The sequence below is a fragment of the Brevundimonas sp. genome, assembly GCF_035998205.1.
Lineage (GTDB): Bacteria > Pseudomonadota > Alphaproteobacteria > Caulobacterales > Caulobacteraceae > Brevundimonas.
Window position 1 is genome coordinate 478,996 of sequence record NZ_DASYHT010000004.1, and the last position, 16,758, is coordinate 495,753.

19 protein-coding genes are annotated in these 16,758 nt (G+C 70.6%); 14 read left to right on the top strand and 5 right to left on the bottom strand.

Translation table 11 applies throughout. From position 1 onward, the window contains the following. Positions 1–48: 48 nt before the first annotated feature. Positions 49–660: a TetR/AcrR family transcriptional regulator gene (locus tag VGN74_RS05045; RefSeq protein WP_327446265.1), complete on the top strand. Its 612-nt coding sequence runs from the start codon at positions 49–51 to the stop codon at positions 658–660. A 24-nt stretch (positions 661–684) separates the two neighbouring features. On the opposite strand, the gene VGN74_RS05050 is transcribed toward VGN74_RS05045, so the two are convergent. Continuing rightward, positions 685–2,718 (bottom strand): lytic transglycosylase domain-containing protein, encoded by a 2,034-nt coding sequence (locus VGN74_RS05050; protein WP_327446266.1) that lies wholly within the window; start codon positions 2,716–2,718, stop codon positions 685–687. 111 nt (positions 2,719–2,829) lie between these two features. On the opposite strand from VGN74_RS05050, the gene dapA reads away from it, so the two are divergent. Continuing rightward, positions 2,830–3,714 (top strand): 4-hydroxy-tetrahydrodipicolinate synthase, encoded by an 885-nt coding sequence (gene dapA, locus VGN74_RS05055; RefSeq protein WP_327446267.1) that lies wholly within the window; start codon positions 2,830–2,832, stop codon positions 3,712–3,714. Then, positions 3,714–4,178 carry an SsrA-binding protein SmpB gene (smpB, locus tag VGN74_RS05060; protein WP_327446268.1) on the top strand — a complete coding sequence of 155 codons (465 nt, stop codon included), beginning with the start codon at positions 3,714–3,716 and terminating at the stop codon, positions 4,176–4,178. Before dapA ends, smpB begins: the two co-directional genes overlap by 1 nt. 1 nt (position 4,179) lies before the next feature. On the opposite strand, the gene VGN74_RS05065 is transcribed toward smpB, so the two are convergent. The 4 genes from VGN74_RS05065 to VGN74_RS05080 all read right to left on the bottom strand — a co-directional run bounded on the left by VGN74_RS05065 (position 4,180) and on the right by VGN74_RS05080 (position 6,706). Continuing rightward, entirely contained in the window at positions 4,180–5,118 is a 939-nt protein-coding gene (locus VGN74_RS05065; protein ID WP_327446269.1) for a hypothetical protein, read from the bottom strand. 93 nt (positions 5,119–5,211) lie between these two features. Then, complete coding sequence (locus VGN74_RS05070; RefSeq protein ID WP_327446270.1) at positions 5,212–5,430, bottom strand: hypothetical protein; 219 nt, start codon at positions 5,428–5,430, stop codon at positions 5,212–5,214. A 110-nt stretch (positions 5,431–5,540) separates the two neighbouring features. Further along, positions 5,541–6,170, bottom strand: coding sequence for a uracil-DNA glycosylase (locus VGN74_RS05075; protein ID WP_327446271.1), 630 nt, complete (start codon positions 6,168–6,170; stop codon positions 5,541–5,543). Continuing rightward, positions 6,167–6,706, bottom strand: a complete 540-nt coding sequence (locus tag VGN74_RS05080; RefSeq protein WP_327446272.1) for an NYN domain-containing protein — start codon at positions 6,704–6,706, stop codon at positions 6,167–6,169. Before VGN74_RS05080 ends, VGN74_RS05075 begins: the two co-directional genes overlap by 4 nt. 19 nt (positions 6,707–6,725) lie before the next feature. Between VGN74_RS05080 and folK the strand changes: the two genes are divergently transcribed. The 11 genes from folK (at position 6,726) to VGN74_RS05135 (ending at position 16,476) form a co-directional block, all read left to right on the top strand. Beyond that, on the top strand, positions 6,726–7,253 hold the full coding sequence (gene folK, locus VGN74_RS05085; RefSeq protein WP_327446273.1) for a 2-amino-4-hydroxy-6-hydroxymethyldihydropteridine diphosphokinase: 528 nt from the start codon (positions 6,726–6,728) through the stop codon (positions 7,251–7,253). Between the two features lie 73 nt (positions 7,254–7,326). Beyond that, positions 7,327–7,686: a DNA-directed RNA polymerase subunit omega gene (gene rpoZ / locus VGN74_RS05090; RefSeq protein ID WP_327446274.1), complete on the top strand. Its 360-nt coding sequence runs from the start codon at positions 7,327–7,329 to the stop codon at positions 7,684–7,686. 122 nt (positions 7,687–7,808) lie between these two features. Then, positions 7,809–9,968, top strand: a complete 2,160-nt coding sequence (locus VGN74_RS05095; RefSeq protein WP_327446682.1) for a bifunctional (p)ppGpp synthetase/guanosine-3',5'-bis(diphosphate) 3'-pyrophosphohydrolase — start codon at positions 7,809–7,811, stop codon at positions 9,966–9,968. Beyond that, complete coding sequence (locus VGN74_RS05100) at positions 9,961–10,722, top strand: LOG family protein (protein ID WP_414643526.1); 762 nt, start codon at positions 9,961–9,963, stop codon at positions 10,720–10,722. The genes VGN74_RS05095 and VGN74_RS05100 overlap by 8 nt, the downstream gene beginning before the upstream one ends. Before the next feature lie 68 nt (positions 10,723–10,790). Further along, on the top strand, positions 10,791–11,378 hold the full coding sequence (gene pyrE, locus VGN74_RS05105) for an orotate phosphoribosyltransferase (protein ID WP_327446276.1): 588 nt from the start codon (positions 10,791–10,793) through the stop codon (positions 11,376–11,378). Between the two features lie 2 nt (positions 11,379–11,380). Beyond that, positions 11,381–12,148, top strand: a complete 768-nt coding sequence (locus VGN74_RS05110; RefSeq protein WP_327446277.1) for a pyridoxine 5'-phosphate synthase — start codon at positions 11,381–11,383, stop codon at positions 12,146–12,148. Beyond that, a complete protein-coding gene (gene acpS, locus VGN74_RS05115) occupies positions 12,145–12,546 on the top strand; it encodes a holo-ACP synthase (RefSeq protein ID WP_327446278.1) in 402 nt (133 codons plus the stop codon). Before VGN74_RS05110 ends, acpS begins: the two co-directional genes overlap by 4 nt. A gap of 289 nt (positions 12,547–12,835) precedes the next feature. Then, positions 12,836–13,612 carry a signal peptidase I gene (gene lepB / locus VGN74_RS05120; RefSeq protein ID WP_327446683.1) on the top strand — a complete coding sequence of 259 codons (777 nt, stop codon included), beginning with the start codon at positions 12,836–12,838 and terminating at the stop codon, positions 13,610–13,612. Positions 13,613–13,616: 4 nt separating this feature from the next. Beyond that, on the top strand, positions 13,617–14,327 hold the full coding sequence (gene rnc, locus VGN74_RS05125) for a ribonuclease III (RefSeq protein ID WP_327446279.1): 711 nt from the start codon (positions 13,617–13,619) through the stop codon (positions 14,325–14,327). Continuing rightward, positions 14,324–15,274, top strand: coding sequence for a GTPase Era (gene era, locus VGN74_RS05130; protein ID WP_327446280.1), 951 nt, complete (start codon positions 14,324–14,326; stop codon positions 15,272–15,274). Before rnc ends, era begins: the two co-directional genes overlap by 4 nt. Beyond that, positions 15,274–16,476 carry a serine hydrolase domain-containing protein gene (locus VGN74_RS05135; RefSeq protein ID WP_327446281.1) on the top strand — a complete coding sequence of 401 codons (1,203 nt, stop codon included), beginning with the start codon at positions 15,274–15,276 and terminating at the stop codon, positions 16,474–16,476. Before era ends, VGN74_RS05135 begins: the two co-directional genes overlap by 1 nt. Positions 16,477–16,758: the final 282 nt, after the last annotated feature.

The window sequence follows — 16,758 nt, forward strand, 5'->3', positions numbered from 1 at the left end:
TTTCGAACGGGGTTAAGCAGGTTCCATGACCTCCGAGGAGTCGCCGGCATGAGCGTTGCGGTCCGCAAGGCGCGCGGTGAAGGCCACGAGCGCCGCGCCGAGATTCTGGCGGCCGCGCAGCGCCTGTTCGTGGAGCACGGCTACGAGGGGGCGACCATCCGCAAGATCGCGGACGCGGTCGGGCTGTCCTCGACGGCGCTCTACATGCACTTCCGCGAGAAGGACGAGATTCTCGTCGAGATCTGCCGCGCCGCCTTTGGTCGGCTGATCGAGGCCAATGAAGGCATTCGTCAGACGACCGCCGCCCCCGAGGCGCGCCTGGTGCTGATGCTGCGGGCCTATCTCGACTTCGCCTTCGCCAACCCCGACGCCTACCGCCTGGTCTATCTGACCCGGCCGGCGGAGGCGCGCGGCGGGGCCGAGGCCACGGCCACGGCCCTGGGCCACCAGCTCTACCGCAGCTTCGAGACCGAGGTGGCCGCGGTGGCCGCTGCGGGCCGGCTCAACGAGGACCCGCGCGTCGCCGCCCAGGTCCTTTGGGCCGGCGTCCACGGGCTGGCGTCCCTGGTCATCACCAAGCCCTACTTCGACTGGGTCGAGCGGGACCGGCTGGTCGACGCCCTGCTCGCCTCGCTGGAGCGCGGCCTGATCCGGGCCTGACCCGAACCCGGCCCGCTTCCGACATCAGGGCTGATAGGGCCGTGGTCCGTCAGGCGTCCCGGCGGCGATGTCCGCCGACAGGGTCAGGGGCGCCGAGCCGCCGTTGAGCCGCGCCTTGTAGATCGAGTGGTTCTCCATCACCCGCATCATGTAGTTGCGCGTCTCGGTGAACGGCGTGCACTCGATGAAGTCGACCGGATCGACCTGGCCGCTGCGCGGGTCGCCGCAGCGCGCCACCCATTGCGGGGGCCGCGCCGGACCAGCGTTGTAGCCGACCGCCGTCAGCAGCATCGAACCGCCGAACCGGCTCATCAGCTCGCCGAGGTGATAGCTGCCCAGCGTCATGTTGTAGTCCGGGTCGAACAGTCGCTCGGGGGCGTAGGGCATCCCCAGCCGGCGCGCCACGCCCTGGGCCGTGGATGGCAGGAACTGCATCATGCCACGGGCGCCAGCCGACGACACGACCGCCGGGTCGAAGCTCGACTCCTGCCGGGTGATGGCCAGGGTAAAGGGCAGGGTGGCCGAGCCGGGGCGCTGCTCCGGGATGCGGATCGGATACTGCCGCTCGGGCAGGATGATGCCGCGCTGGCTGGCGGCGCGACCGGCCATCATCGAGGCGAACTGGTCGCCGTAGGCGCGCGACACGTCGATCAACTGGGCGAAGTCGGCGGCCTCGGTCAGCTGATCGTCGAGCTGGTAGGTGAACACCCGGAACAGCGACATCTCGCCGGTCTCGCCGAGGATGCGCAGGGCGCGGACCAGCTCGTTGGCCTCGAAACGGGCGCGGTCGGCGTCGGTGATCTCCACCTCGGGCGGCAGGGTCAGGGTGGTGATCCCGACCTTCTCGGCCGACAGCTGGCCGTAGAAGCTCTGGATGTGCCGTGCGCCCTCGGTGTAGCGCGCCTGGGCGGTCGCGGCGTCGCCCCGGGCCTCGGCGACCCGACCGAGCCAGTAGTTGGCCCGGCCCTGGGTGATCGGCGTCTGCGACGACTGGCGCAGGGTCTCGAAGTGCCCCTCGGCCCGCGCGGGGTCGTTCAGCTTGGTCAGGGCCACCCAGCCGGCGAAGAACTCCGCGTCGACCTTGCGCTCGCCGCCGGGGAAGCCGTGCCCGGCCATGGCGTGATAGGCGCCCTGCCAGTTGCGCTGTTCGAGGGCGTCGATGAAGTAGTTGCGCCGTTCGTTCCACAGGGTGTTCTGACCCGCCTCATGGGTCGGCGCCGGCGGCAGGCCCGCCAGCAGGGCGAAGCCTTCGGCCTCGCGGCCGGCGGAGCGCAGCAGGCGCACCCGCTCCAGCACCACCGCCGGGTCGCCGGCCTGGGCCGGGCTCAGGCCGGCGACGAGGGCGTCGGGCTGATAGGCGGTGCGCAGGGCGAAGACGGCCTCGGCCACGGCGCGCCGCTCCGGCGACGCCAGAGCCGCCATCGCGCGGGTGGCCGGGCCGTGCGGCCCCAGCAGCAGCTGGCTCAGACGGGCGTCATGATCGGCCTCGGTCAGCCAGCCGCTCCAGCGATTGAGAATGCGGTTCTGGAGCTCGATGTCGAAGGATCGGTTGCGCCACCAGTCGCGAAGGAGCGCGCGGGCCTGGTAGTCGCGGCCGCTGTCCTCGAGGGCGCCGACAAGGGCGATCGCGCCCGCGGCGGTCTCGGGCGCGCCGCCATTGAAGAAGGCGAGCACGGCCTCCGGCGCCGCCATGGCGCGGTCAAGCGCCGCCTCGGCGTCGCTGTGGCGCGACCCGGCGCGCGGCCAGGCGGCGAGGTCACGCTTCGCCGGCCCAAGATCCGCGAGGCTCATCTGCGACCCCGAGGTGTCGGTCAGCGCCCACAGCACCAGCCGTCGGGCCACGTCGTCGCTGATCCGCGCCATGGCGGCGCGAGTGGCGGTGACATCGCGGGCGCGGGCCGCCGCCAAGCCTTCGCGGAAGGCCGCCGCGTCCGCGTCGGACAGGGCGCGCGGCTGATAGGCCGCCTGCACCGCCGTCGGGGCGGCGGCCATGAACAGCGCAGGGTCGGGGGTCGGGGCCAGCAGGGCGATGGCCGCCGCGAGAGTCGTGATCGTCATGCCTTGTGCGAACCCCATCGATCCCTGTTGCAGCCGTGGCGGGGGGCGCCTACTTTCCGCGCCCTTGTTCCGGGCGCCCATCGCCCTTCTCCGCCAGGTCCGTTCATCTCAATGCCCGCTCCGCTGTTCAAGGGCGTCATCACCGCCCTGATCACACCCTTTCGTGACGGAAAGGTGGACTTCGCCGCGTTCGAGGCCCTCGTCGAGCGCCAGATCGCCGCGGGCGTCCACGGCCTGACGCCCGTCGGTACGACCGGCGAGAGCGCGACCCTGACGGTCGAGGAGCGGCAGGCGGTGGTCGAGTCCTGTGTCCGCATCGCCGCCGGCAGGGTGCGGGTCATCGCCGGCTGCGGCTCGGCCTCGACGACCCAGGCCATCGACTTCGTCCGTCACGCCAAGACCGTCGGGGCCGACGGGGCGCTGGTGGTCACCCCCTACTACAACCGGCCTTCCCAGGCGGGTCTGGAGGCGCACTTCCGCGCCATCGCCGACGCGGTGGAGCTGCCGCTGCTGCTCTACAATGTGCCCGGTCGCACCGGCGTGGACATGGCCAACGCCACCGTCGCGGCGCTGGCGGCGCACCCGAACATCGTCGGCATCAAGGACGCCACCGGCGACCTGTCGCGCGTCAGCTGGATGCGCGGGCATATCGCCGGGGACTTCGACCTGATCTCGGGCGACGACCCCAGCTATCCCGGCTATCTCGCCCAGGGCGGTCATGGCGTCATCTCGGTCACCTCCAACGTGGCGCCCGAGGCCATGGTGGCCCTGCACACGGCGGCGGCGTCCGGCGACGCCGGGGCTGCCTGCGACTGGCAGGCGCGGCTGATCGACCTGCACAAGGCCATGTTCCTCGACGCCTCGCCGGCGCCGGCCAAGTTCGCCCTGTCGCAGTTGGGACTGTGCACGGAAGAGACGCGCCTGCCGTTGCTCCCGTGCGCCGACGGGGTCCGGCCCGCGATCACCGCCGCCATGGCCGGGGTCGGCCTGGTCTGATGGCGGAGAGCAAGGCCGGCACCATCGCCGAGAACCGCCGGGCGCGGTTCGACTACTTCCTCGAGGATGTGGTCGAGGCGGGCCTGCAGTTGACGGGCACCGAGATCAAGGCGCTGCGCGACGGGCGCGCCAACATCGCCGAGTCCTACGCCGCCGTCGAAGGGCGCGAGATCGTGCTGATCAACGCCGACATCCCGCCCTACAAGCAGGCCAACCGCTTCAACCATGAGCCCCGGCGGCCGCGGAAGCTGCTGCTGCACCGGCGCCAGATCGACCGCATGATCGGCGCGGTCCAGCGCGACGGCCGCACCATCGTGCCGGTGCGGCTCTACATCAACGAGTCCGGGCGGGCGAAAATCGAGATCGCCCTCGCCAAGGGCAAGAAGCTCCACGACAAGCGCGAGGCTGCCGCCGAGCGCGACTGGCAGCGCGACAAGGCCCGCCTGATGAAGGACCTCGGATAGGCTAGTCGTCCAGACCGGGGACAGCGTCTTCAAGGCCGGTCGCGCGGGCGCGGTCCCGCAACATCCGGTCGACGATCTCGCGCCGCTGGCTGGGTGGGCCGCTCTGGTCCAGTTCAGCCTCATACAGCGCGGAAAGGTAGGCCGTGTCCCAATCGGTCATGCCGGAAGGGCGCGGCTCCATCTCGAAAAGGTTGAGGATGGTGTCGTAGGCCGAGGTCTCGGCGTCAGGGTCGACCTGGGCAAGGGCCACCACACCGATGTAGTCGCCAAGCTGGACGGTGTTCAGGCCGCTGGCGGCGTCCACGTCGACCACGATCACCACGCGCTGAAGCGTGTTGGTGATGTTGGTGCGCAGCCGGCCCCGGGTGACGATCATCGGCGGAGCGCCGCCGGGCATGCGGACCGCTGGCGCGCCTGTGTCGCGGTTCACCGGAAGGCTCACATGCCACCAACGGACCGGAGCGGGGGTGGTGGTGAAGCGTTCCAACGCGAGCCGGCTGCGCGACGCCCCGCTATAGCCCGGCCGGAACAGTCGTGGCCGTCGCTCGACCAGCCCTCGCGCGAGGGCGGCCCCGTCATCCGCGCCGATGATCAGGATGTTGGGGCGGCAGCCCGGCTCGCCGACTTCAAGGTCCACGCGACGGGCGACCTCGGAGACCTGGTCGACGAGGGCCTGCGCCACGTCCTGACGCAGGTTGACAGCCCCGACGCAGACGCGGCGCGCCCAACGTGCAGGGCCGCGGCGCACCGGAGGTTCGATAACGTCGTCGACAAACTGCTCGACGAGATCCCGGAGGCGCGCGCCCTCGACCACGACCGGGTCGACGGTTGTAGGCGGCAGGGCCTGGGCGATGACCGTCCCGGGAACGGTGAGCAGGGCCGCGACGGTTGTCGCCAGGCCAATCAGAAGCCCGTCTGAACGCGACCTCCGCTTCGACATTGCGCTCTCCCCCGCTTCGCGGCCTGATGGAATGGCTGCCTACCGGGAGTATGTGTTCGGACGCAGGGACCGTAAAGGCGCGCGGCGTCGGGCTCAGGCGTGCGCGCCGGCAAGGTCCGGCGTGGCGACCGGCCGGGCGTCGATCACGCCCGGCGGCGCGGGTGTGCTGGCCCCCTGGTCCCACGCCCCGAGCGAGGGCGGCAGGGCCTCTCGCGCGACGCCGATAAGGGCGGCGAGAGCCACGGCCGCGATCAGCACCCAAAGGGCGACGCGACGTTCGACCGGTGAGGAGATGCGGGGCGCTTGCGGCATGGTGTTCTGCATGCCGGCTCAACGCTGCAGCGCTGTGACCGATCCCCGTCCTGCAGCGGTCGGCGTGTAGTCCCGCTTCGCCTGTGACGCGAACGCCACAGGTTGTCGGGTCAGCCGATCAGGTCGCGCGCCCGCTCGAAGATGGCGCGGAACATCTCCGGCGTCAGCCGGCCGGTGTTCGTGTTGAGCCGGGAGCAGTGATAGCTGTTGATCAGCCGGTAGGGGCCAACCTCGGCCTCGGCCGCATGGCCCGACGGCGCGGCGGACCCGGGCAGGCCCAGCGCCTTCAGCACATTGCGGCGTGACACGTCGCCGAGGGTGACGATCACCTTCAGGCGGGGCAGGGCGGCCAGCCGGTCGCGCAGGAACGGCCGGCAGGTCGCCTCCTCGACGGGCAGCGGCTTGTTGCCCGGCGGAGCGCAGCGCACGGCGTTGGTGACGAGGCAGTCGACCAGCTCCAGCCCGTCGTCCGGGCGGGCGTCGTAGCGGCCCCGGGCGAAGCCGGTGGCCAGCAGGGTTTCGTAGAGCAGCACCCCGGCGTGGTCGCCGGTAAAGGGCCGGCCCGTCCGGTTGGCGCCGGTGCGGCCGGGAGCTAGGCCGACCACCACGAGGCGGGCCTGCGGATCGCCGAACGACGGGGCGGCGCCGTTGAACCAGTCCGGGGCCTTCGCCGCATTCTCCTGCCGGTAGGCGACTAGCCGGGGGCAGAGGGGGCAGTCGCGCGGAGCCTCGGGGGTCATGCGCCGGCCCGCTGGCGGCCGAACAACTCCATCAGGTCGGCGAGGTCGATGAAGGCGTCGGCCTGACGGCGCAGGTCGTCGGCGATCTGGGGCGGCTGGGTCTTGAGGGTCGAGACCACGGTGACCCGCACGCCCTTCGCCTGCACCGCCTCGACCAGCCGGCGGAAGTCGCCGTCGCCGGAGAACAGGATGGCGTGGTCGATGTCGCCGGCCAGCCCGAGCATGTCGACGGCGATCTCGATGTCCATGTTGCCCTTGGTCCGGGTATGCCCCTGGGCGTCGGTGAAGCGCCGCACCGGCTTGGTCACCACGGTGAAGCCGTTGTAGTCGAGGAAGTCGACCAGCGGCCGCACCGGCGAGTACTCCTCGCCCTCGACGATGGCGGTGTAGTAGTAGGCGCGCACGAGGCGGGCGCGCTCGCGGAACACCTCGATCATGCGCCGGAAGTCCAGCTCGGCGGCCAGCCCACGGGCGGCGGCGTAGAGATTGGCCCCGTCGATGAACACGGCGAGGCGGTCGTTCGGATAGAGATGCATGGGCGAATGTCCTTCAAAAATGCCGGCCGGCGCGGATTTGGCCGCCGCGCTCGACGCTGCGGTGGTGATCGCTCTGGGGGGCAATGACAAGGGGGACTGGCCCGATGTGGCCGCCGGTCTCGAGGCGGCGCTGGCCCGGTTGCCGGGCATCGGGGTGAACGTGCTGAGCCGCTCGGGCTGGTGGGCGTCCGCGGCCTGGCCGGATCCGGCCGATCCGCCGTTCCTGAACGGGGTCGTGCTGGCCGAGACCGCCATGGGGCCGGAAGCCCTGATGGCGGCGCTGGCAGGCCTGGAGACCGCCATGGGGCGGGTGCGGGCGGCCCGGAACGCCCCGAGGACGCTCGACCTGGACCTGATCGCCTACGGGCGGTTGGCGGGAACCTTCGGTGATCTGGTCCTGCCCCATCCGCGGGCGGCGGAACGGCGTTTCGTCATGGGGCCCCTGGCCGAGATCGCCCCCGACTGGCGACATCCTGTGGTCGGGCAGACGGCCGCGGCGCTGGCGACGGCGGCCACGGTCGGCGCAGACGCCCGGCCGATCGGTTGATCCCCGCGGCGCCGTTGCGCGAACGGCGGACTTCCTCTATTTTCTTTTGTTCTCTCCCCGTTCCGAGGACTCCATGGCCCGCGTCACCGTCGAAGACTGCATCGAGAAGGTTCCGAACCGCTTTGGCCTCGTGCTGCTGGCCGGTCACCGCGCCCGCAACATCGCCAACGGCGCGCCGCTGACCCTCGACCGCGACAACGACAAGAACCCGGTCGTGGCCCTCCGCGAACTGGCCGATGACACTGTCCAGCCGGACGAGCTGCGCGAGAACCTGATCACGACGCTGCAGCGGGTCGACGAGCGCACCGAGGCCGAGGACGAGGCCGAGACCATCGCCCTGCTGGCCGAGCCCCAGCACATGAACATGGCCGAGCAGGAACTGATCCGCGCGCTGCAGTCGGATCGCGACGGCGGCCAGGAGGAGCGCTACTGACGGCAGAGCCGCTCCCCGGCGTTACCGTCCTTCCGGCGCGGTCTCCCGAGTCCCCGCCGCCCGCGCCCGCGCCTGCCGACGACAGCTCGCCGAAGGCGCGCGTTGTCGCCGCCTCTCGCGTTCTGCGCCAGTTCGAGCTGATCGAGGCGGTCAAGGCCTACGATCCCACCGCTGACGAGGCGTTGCTCAATCGCGCCTACGTCTATGCGATGAAGATGCATGGCTCGCAGCTGCGGGCCTCCGGCGATCCCTACTTCGCCCATCCGATCCAGGTCGCCGGCATCCTGACCAGCTACCGGCTGGACACGGCGACCATCGTCACCGCCCTGCTGCACGACGTGGTCGAGGACACCTCGGCGACCAAGGCGGATATCGCCGAGATGTTCGGCGACGAGATCGCCGAGCTGGTCGAGGGCGTCACCAAGCTCAGCCGGCTCGAGCTGCAGGCCGAGCACACGCGCCAGGCCGAGAACCTGCGCAAGTTCATCCTCGCCATCAGCCGCGATGTGCGGGTGCTGCTGGTGAAGCTGGCCGACCGCCTGCACAACATGCGGACGCTGCAGTACGTCAAGCCGGAGAAGCGCGAGCGCATCTCCCGCGAGACGCTGGAGGTCTATGCGCCGCTGGGTCGCTCGATCGGCATCCACTCCATCGCCTCCGAACTGGAGGAGCTGGCCTTCGAGCACCTCAACCCGACCGCCCGGGACGCCATCGCCCGGCGTCTGGAGGCCCTGAAGCTGGAGCACGGCGGCGCCGTCGAGGGCGTCGCCCGCGAGATCGAGCGGGTGCTGGCCGAGGCGGGGATTCCGGCGCGCGTGTTCGGGCGCGAGAAGACGCCCTATTCGATCTGGCGCAAGCTGCAGCGCAAGGCGGTCGGCTTCTCGTCGCTCGCCGACATCTTCGGCTTCCGGGTGATCGTCGAGGCCGAGGACGACTGCTATCGCGCCCTCGGTGTGGTCCACCGCGTCTGGCCCATGGTGCCGGAGCGGTTCAAGGACTTCATCTCCACGCCGAAGTCGAACAACTACCGCTCGCTGCACACGACGGTGGTGGGGCCCGGCGGTCTGCGCATCGAGATGCAGATCCGCACCGAGGCCATGGACCGGGTGGCCGAGGACGGGGTCGCGGCGCACTGGCGCTACAAGAACCAGTCCTATGGCTTCGACCGCGAGCAGATGGAGCAGGACGGCGGGCGTGACCCGCTGCAGAACCTGCGCCATCTGGTGCAGGTGATCGAACACGGCGAGGGCGGCGAGGACTGGGTCGAGCACGCCAAGCTCGAGATGTATCTGGACCAGGTGTTCGTGTTCACGCCGAAAGGCCGGCTGATCAGCCTGCCGCGCGGGGCCATGCCGCTCGATTTCGCCTACGCCGTCCACACCGAGGTCGGCGACAGCGCGGTCGGGGTGAAGATCAACGGCGAGCTGAAGCCGATGCGCACCCGGCTGCAGAATGGCGACGTGCTGGAGATCATCCGCGGGGCCAAGCGCGACGTGCCGTCCGACTGGCGCTCCCTGACCGTCACCGGCCGCGCCCGCTCGGCCATCCGGCGCCACATCCGCACCTCGGAGCGCTCGGAGTTCCAGAAGCTCGGCAAGGTCGCGCTGGAGCAGACCCTCGTCCGCGTCGACCGGGCGCTCTCCGACGTCGCGCTGCGGCCGGCCCTCGAGACCCTCGCCATCGCCGGTGAGGAAGAGCTGTTCGAGGCGATCGGCCGAGGCCAGGTGGCCCCGGCCCGCGTGGTCGAGACGCTGTTCCCGCAGCTCAAGGGCACCGTGACCAGCGCTGCGCCGGAGCGCCGCCGCATGGTCGATGAAGCGGCGCGACTGTTCGTGCGCGGCGGCGGTCTGACGCCGGGCGTGTCCATCCACTTCGGGGCCTGTTGCTCGCCGCTGCCTGGCGACCGCATCGTCGGCATCCTTGAGCCGGGCGCCGGTCTGACGGTGCACACGATCGACTGCCAGCGGCTGGCCGACGTGGCGGACGACGACTCCGTCTGGCAGGACCTGCAGTGGACCGCCCAGGCTGAACAGGGCGCGCTGGCGCGGACCCGGCTGCGCGCCACCATGCGCAATGCGCCGGGCGTTCTGGGGCAGGTGGCGACGGTGATCGGCGAGGCCGGCGGCAACATCCTCAACCTCGCCCTGCAGCATCGGCAGCAGGACTTCTTCGACATCGATCTCGACATCGAGGTGTCCGATCTCAAGCACGCCACCGCCATCATCGCCGCCCTCCGGGCCAATCCCTCCATCGACACCGTCGAGCGCGCCAAGGGTGACTGAGGGCCGCCCGAACGCGCCGCAGATGGCGTCGCCCGCCTATCGTCTGGCGGCGCTGGACCAGGACTTCCTGCTCGGCGACTCCATGCGCGGCGTGCGCTTCCTCATGGAGTACGCCAAGGCCGAGGAGGCGCTGCGCGACTGGGGCGTGCGCTCCACCATCGTCGTGTTCGGCAGCGCCCGGGTGCGCGAGGATGGACCTGGCGAGCAGGGGCGCTGGTACCGCGAGGCGCGCGCCTTCGGGCGACTGGTGTCGCAGACCGGCGGCGCCCTCGGGGCCCGGCCGCGCGACAATGTCATCGCCACCGGCGGCGGGCCGGGCGTGATGGAGGCGGCGAACCGGGGGGCGGTCGACGTCGGCGCGCCCTCGATCGGCTTCAACATCACCCTGCCGCATGAGCAGGAGCCGAACGCGTATTCGACGCCGGAGTTGACCTTCCGCTTCCACTACTTCGCCATGCGCAAGATGCACCTGGCCATGCGCGCCAATGCGCTGGTGGTGTTTCCGGGCGGCTTCGGCACGCTCGACGAGCTGTTCGAAATCCTGACCCTTCGTCAGACGGCCAAGGCGCCGCCGATCCCCATCTGCCTGTTCGACGAGGCCTACTGGCGCGAGGTGATCAACTTCGACGCCTTCCTGCGTCATGGCATGATCAATCCGGCCGACCTGGAGCTGTTCTGCTTCGCCGAGACGGCCGCCGAATCGTGGGAAAAGCTGCAGCGGCGGGGCGTCCATCCGGGCGAGGACATCAGCTGACCGGGGCGATCCGCCGCGCGACAGGACGGGGGTCGCCGAGGTCCGTCGAGGTGGTGTAGGAGGCCGTCATGACCTCAGACGACGTGCTCGACGAATTCCGCGCCGCCGGCGCCCTGCGCGAGGGGCACTTCGTGCTGTCCTCAGGCCTGCACAGCCCGGTGTTCCTGCAGAAGAACCTGGTGTTCATGGACGGCGCCCGTTGCGAGCGCCTGTGCCGGGCCCTCGCGGCGAAGATCACCGCCGCGGTCGGGCCGGTCGACGTCGCCATCTCGCCCGCCGTCGGGGGCATCATCCCCGGCTACGAGACCGCCCGGCATCTCGGTGTCCGGTCGATGTACGTCGAGCGCGAGGGCGGGGAGTTCCGCCTCCGCCGCGGCTTCCATGTCGAGCCGGGCGAGCGCGTGGTGATGGTCGAGGACATCGTCACCACGGGCCTGAGCTCGCGCGAGTGCATCGCGGCGATCCGCGCCGCCGGCGGGGAGGTGATGGCGGCGGCCTGTATCGTCGACCGTTCGGGGGGGCGCGCCGACGTGGGCGTGCCGCTGGTGGCCCTGGCGACCCTGGACGTGCCGGCCTGGCCGGCGGATCAGCTGCCGCCCGAGCTGGCCGCCTTGCCGGTCGAGGATCCGGGCAGCCGTCGCCTGGCGAAGGGGTGACCATGCCGGCTTCGCTGCGCCTCGGCGTCAATATTGATCACGTCGCCACCGTGCGGAACGCGCGGGGCGGGACCCACCCCGATCCGCTGCGCGCCGCCGAGGTCGCTCTCGCGGCGGGGGCGGACGGGATCACGGCCCACCTGCGCGAGGACCGGCGGCACATCTCGGACGCCGACATCGACGCCCTGTCCGCCCTCCTGCGGGCCCAGGCGCGGCCGCTCAACCTCGAGATGGCGGTGACGCAGGAGATGCTGGGCATCGCGCTTAAGCACCGACCGCACGCGGTCTGCCTGGTGCCCGAGAAGCGCGAGGAACGGACCACCGAGGGCGGGCTGGACGTCGTGGGCGGCCACAACTGGATCACGCCCATGGTGGCCCAGCTGAGCCAGGCCGGTGCGCGCGTCTCGCTGTTCATCGGCGCGGACCCGGCCCAGATCGAGGCGTCGCACCGCGCCGGCGCCGCGGTCGTCGAGTTGCACACCGGTGCCTATTGCGACGCCGTCCGCGAGGGGCGCGAGGACGCCGCCGCCGCTGAGCTCGACGCCCTGCGGGCCGGAGCCGCCCGCGCCGCCGCGCTCGGGCTCGAGGTCCACGCCGGCCATGGCATCGACTACGATACGGTGACCGCCATCGCGGCCATCCCGGAGGTGGTCGAACTGAACATCGGCCACTTCCTGATCGGCGAGGCGGTGTTCGTGGGCCTCGGCCCGGCCATCGCCCGCATGCGCGCGCTGATGGATGCGGCTCGCGAGGAGGACCCCGCGCGGTGATCCTCGGCATCGGCGCCGACATGACCGATATCCGGCGCATCGAGGCGTCGCTGGCGCGCTTCGGGGAGAGGTTCAAGGCGCGCTGCTTCACCGAGCTGGAACGTACCCGGTCAGACCGCAAGCCGGACGCCTCCTGGAGCTACGCCAAGCGGTTCGCCGCCAAGGAAGCCTGCGCCAAGGCCCTCGGCACCGGCATGCGCCGCGACGTCTACTGGCGCGACATGGGGGTGGTGAACCTGCCCTCGGGCCAGCCGACCCTGAAGCTGACCGGGCCGGCGGCGGCGCACCTGGCGCGGCTGACGCCCCCGGGCCACGAGGCCCGCATTCATCTGACCCTGTCCGACGAACACCCCTATGCGCTCGCCTTCGTGGTGATCGAAGCCTTGCCCGTGTCATGATCAGGCTATACCGCTCGGGCGGTAAGGACCGCGAAGACGCGGCCGGGGGACGAGGCAAGCCATGAGCGACGCGCAAAAGCCCGTGAACGAGGACGGTCTGTCGCCGTCGGCGTCGGAAACGCCTGACAGCCTCGAGAGCCAGCACAGCGACGCCTCGAGCCAGGCCGCGGCCGATGCGCCGCTGCCCGATCCGGTCGCGGAGCCGCTCGCCGCCGCGCACATCAGCGACAACCGCCGCAAGGTCTGGAGCGACGAGGGCGACATCCCGTTCGACGACGGCGACCGTCGTCTGGGCGATGCGGGTCAGGAAGACGCCGGCGACAAGGATGGCGGCAACGAGCTGCTGGAGATCGTCAAGACGGTCGTCTTCGCCCTGCTGATCGCGCTGGTGCTGCGCACCCTGCTGTTCCAGCCCTTCACCATTCCCTCGGCCTCGATGGAGCCGAACCTTTACGAGGGCGACTACATCGTCGTGTCCAAGTGGAGCTACGGCTATTCGAAGTTCTCCAGCGGCCTGCCCGTGAACCTGCCCCTCGGCGACAGCCGCCTCTTCGGCAGCGCCCCGGCGCGGGGCGACATCGTGGTGTTCAAGCTGCCGCGTGACGACCGGACCGACTACATCAAGCGGGTGGTCGGCCTGCCGGGCGACCGCATCCAGGTGATCAACAATCGCCTGCATATCAACGGGCAGCCGGTGGACAATCGCGAGATCAGCCGCGAGGTCGTGCGGGACGTGTTCGGGCCGCGGGACACCGTGCAGCTGCGCGAGACCCTGCCGGGCGGTCGCAGCTACATCATCCAGGACTTCGGGCCCGGCAACGAGCTGGACGACACGCCGGTCTATGAGGTGCCGGTCGGCTACTACTTCATGATGGGCGACAACCGCGACAACTCCATCGACAGCCGGGTCGACGAGATGAACGGCGTCGGTCTGGTGCCGGACGAGAACCTCGTGGGCCGGGCGCAGATCATCCTGTTCTCCTGGTCCCCGGGCGCCTCGCTCTGGAACCCGGTGAGCTGGTTCGCCAACCTGCGGCCCAGCCGGTTCTTCAAGCCCCTCGACTGACCGCATGACCAACCTCCGCGCCGAGGCCGTCGCGGCCCTGACGCAGCGGCTGGGGCATCGCTTCCAGGATCCGGCCCTGCTTGAGCAGGCGCTGACCCACCCGAGCGTCGGCGAGGGGGCAGGGCAGGGCGCGCGGACGCCGCCCGACAACCAGCGGCTGGAGTTCCTCGGCGACCGGGTGCTGGGCCTGCTCGCGGCCGAAAGCCTGATGCGGCGATATCCGGAGGCGGACGAGGGCGATCTGTCCGCCCGGCTTCACGCCCTCGTCGACAAGCCGGCCTGCGCCCGCGCCGCCGAGACGCTTGGCATCGGCCCGGCGCTGCGGCTGTCTCCCGGCGAAGCGAAGTCCGGCGGTCGCCGGCGTGAGGGCGCGTTGGGCGACGCCATGGAGGCGGTGCTGGCCGCCCTCTACCTCGACGGCGGGCTCGAGGCCGCACGGCAGGTGTTCGAATCGGCCTGGAACGACATGCTCCGGAGCCCGCCGCCTCGCGCGGTTGTGAACCCCAAGTCGGCGCTGCAGGAGTGGGCCATGAAGCAGGCCCTGCCCCTGCCCACGTACCGGATCACGGGACGCACGGGTTCGGATCACGCCCCGACCTTCACGGTCGAGGCGGCCGTGCAGGGCTATCCGCCCTTGACCGCCGAGGGGCGATCACGTCAGGACGCGGAGAAAGCGGCCGCGACGGCCCTGCTCAAGCGTGAAGGCCTGATTTGACCGAAACAGACGTCCCGACGCGCGCCGGCTTCGCCGCCATCATTGGCGCGCCCAACGCCGGCAAGTCGACGCTGGTGAACCGGCTGACCGGCTCGAAGGTTTCGATCGTCACCCAGAAGGTCCAGACCACGCGCTTCCCCGTGCGCGGCATCGCCCTGGCGGGGCAGGCTCAGATCGTCCTCGTCGACACGCCTGGCATCTTCAAGCCGCGCCGTCGGCTGGACCGGGCCATGGTCGCCTCGGCCTGGGGCGGCGCCGGCGAGGCCGACGCCGTCGTGCACCTCGTCGACGCCCAGGCGGAGCTGGCGGCCGAGGACCGCGCCGGCTCGGCCGCCGATCGTCGCTCGGCCGAGGACACCGCCACGATCATCGAGACCCTCAAGGCCAATGGCGCCCGGGTGATCCTCGCGCTCAACAAGATCGACGGGCTGCGCCGTGACACCCTGCTGGGCCTGTCGCAGCGCCTCTACGACAGCGGCGTCTACGACGAGGTCTTCATGATCTCCGCCGCCAACGGCGACGGGGTCGAGGACCTGCGCGCCCGCCTCGCCGGGTTGATGCCCGAGGGGCCGTGGCTCTATCCCGAGGACCAGAGCGCCGACGTGCCGATGCGGGTGCTGGCCGCCGAGATCACCCGGGAGAAGCTGTATCTGCGCGTCCACGAGGAGCTGCCCTACGCCGCCGCGGTGGAGACCACCGCCTTCGACGAGAAGCCGGACGGTTCGGCGCGGATCGAGCAGACCATCTATGTCGAGCGCGACAGCCAGCGGCCGATCATCCTGGGCAAGGGCGGTCAGACCCTGAAGTGGATTGGCCAGAAGTCGCGCGAGGACCTGAACGAGATCCTCGGCCGACCGGTGCACCTGTTCCTGACGGTGAAGGTCGACCCGCGCTGGCAGGAGAGCCGCGCCCTCTACGCCCAGTTCGGGCTGGAGTACGACGTCTGATGTTCGAGGTGCCGCGCCGGGGGCCGCGGGCCTGGCTGCTGCCCCTGATCGCCCTGATGCTGACCGCCGGGGCGGGCGCCGCACTCGGCGTGCGGAGCGTGACCCCGGCGACCCCGGCGGCGGCGGCCGAGGCGCCGCCCGTGCGTCCGCCGCTCACCGCCGAGGCGGGGCTGCCCCTGCTCGGCGCCCGACTGGAAGCGGCCGCCGCCCGGGGCTTCATGGGCGGCGTGCTGGTCGCCCGCGGCGATGAGGTGCTGTTCCGCCAGGTCTACGGGCCTGCGGACGTGCGGACCGGGGCGCCGCTGAAGCTCGACAGCCGCTTCCTGCTGGCTTCGGTCTCCAAGCAGTTCACCGCGGCAGCCATCCTCCGCTTGCAGGATGAGGGAGTGCTGAAGGTCAGCGATCCCGTCTGCCGCTGGATTCAGCCCTGCCCGGAGGCGTGGGCGGGTATCCGGCTGGAGCACCTGCTGACCCACACCTCCGGCATCCCCGACCTGATGGCGCGGCCGGGCTGGGGCCTGGCGCGGGTGACCCCCAAGACCTTGTCCCAGTTGACCGCGGATTCGGCGGGTTATGGTCTCCAGTTCCAGCCGGGCGAGAAGGTCCGCTACGACAACGCCGCCTACAACCTGTTGGCCGATGTGGTGGAGCGGGCTTCAGGGCGGCCTTATCTGGCCTATCTGGACGAGGCCTTCTTCCAGCCGTTGAACCTGAACATCGGCTATGGCGAGGGCGCGCGCGCCCGGGACGTGGTCACTGGCCACGCCCGCTTTCCGGCAGGGCTGACGCCCCAGATCGAGCCGAACCTGAGCATCGTCATCGGGGCGGGCGCCCTGGCGGGCGATCTCGACGACCTGTTTCTGTGGACGCGGGCCCTGCATGACGGCCGGGTGCTGTCCGGGGAAGGTTATGCCGCCATGACCTCGGGCCATGTGTCCGCGGGCGCTACGCGACGGCGCGACTGGGGCTATGGCCTGGCCATCGGCGAGCTGGGGAGCCGGGTCTCGCCCGGGGTGCCTGGCCAGCAAATCTATCACACGGGCAGCTGGTCCGGGTTCCGCAACCTCGTCACCTATCACCCCGACAGCGAGGTGACGGTGGTGGTGCTGACCAACAACTACCATCAGCGCGACGAGGTCCTGCTGATCACCCAGCAGGCGCTCGCCGAGACGCTCGGCCTGCCGATCCCGGGCTTTCGCTGATCGCCTGAGGATGTCGGCGTCACGCCGTTTCTGATGCGGGGCCCATGACGGTCGTCGGTACGGCCACATCGGCTATCTACGTAGTATTACCTAGGCCGCTGAATTGATTCCGCGTCCGGAACTCAACCGTCGCGGTGCGCATGACTACAAGTCGAAAGTGCGTGGGCTGTTACGGTCTTCTGTGTGATCGCTGATAACCTTTATTTGAAACGCGTATTTTCAAAGTGAAGGGCGCGGATACATGGCGGGCCGGCGTTCTGTTAGGTCCGGATTAACTCTCCC

Bases quoted from the DNA above. Each gene is read 5' to 3' on its own strand.
- VGN74_RS05045 (WP_327446265.1), top strand. From the start codon at position 49: ATGAGCGTTGCGGTCCGCAAGGCGCGCGGTGAAGGCCACGAGCGCCGC.
- VGN74_RS05050 (WP_327446266.1), bottom strand. From the start codon at position 2,718: ATGACGATCACGACTCTCGCGGCGGCCATCGCCCTGCTGGCCCCGACC.
- dapA (WP_327446267.1), top strand. From the start codon at position 2,830: ATGCCCGCTCCGCTGTTCAAGGGCGTCATCACCGCCCTGATCACACCC.
- smpB (WP_327446268.1), top strand. From the start codon at position 3,714: ATGGCGGAGAGCAAGGCCGGCACCATCGCCGAGAACCGCCGGGCGCGG.
- VGN74_RS05065 (WP_327446269.1), bottom strand. From the start codon at position 5,118: ATGTCGAAGCGGAGGTCGCGTTCAGACGGGCTTCTGATTGGCCTGGCG.
- VGN74_RS05070 (WP_327446270.1), bottom strand. From the start codon at position 5,430: ATGCCGCAAGCGCCCCGCATCTCCTCACCGGTCGAACGTCGCGTCGCC.
- VGN74_RS05075 (WP_327446271.1), bottom strand. From the start codon at position 6,170: ATGACCCCCGAGGCTCCGCGCGACTGCCCCCTCTGCCCCCGGCTAGTC.
- VGN74_RS05080 (WP_327446272.1), bottom strand. From the start codon at position 6,706: ATGCATCTCTATCCGAACGACCGCCTCGCCGTGTTCATCGACGGGGCC.
- folK (WP_327446273.1), top strand. From the start codon at position 6,726: ATGCCGGCCGGCGCGGATTTGGCCGCCGCGCTCGACGCTGCGGTGGTG.
- rpoZ (WP_327446274.1), top strand. From the start codon at position 7,327: ATGGCCCGCGTCACCGTCGAAGACTGCATCGAGAAGGTTCCGAACCGC.
- pyrE (WP_327446276.1), top strand. From the start codon at position 10,791: ATGACCTCAGACGACGTGCTCGACGAATTCCGCGCCGCCGGCGCCCTG.
- VGN74_RS05110 (WP_327446277.1), top strand. From the start codon at position 11,381: ATGCCGGCTTCGCTGCGCCTCGGCGTCAATATTGATCACGTCGCCACC.
- rnc (WP_327446279.1), top strand. From the start codon at position 13,617: ATGACCAACCTCCGCGCCGAGGCCGTCGCGGCCCTGACGCAGCGGCTG.
- VGN74_RS05135 (WP_327446281.1), top strand. From the start codon at position 15,274: ATGTTCGAGGTGCCGCGCCGGGGGCCGCGGGCCTGGCTGCTGCCCCTG.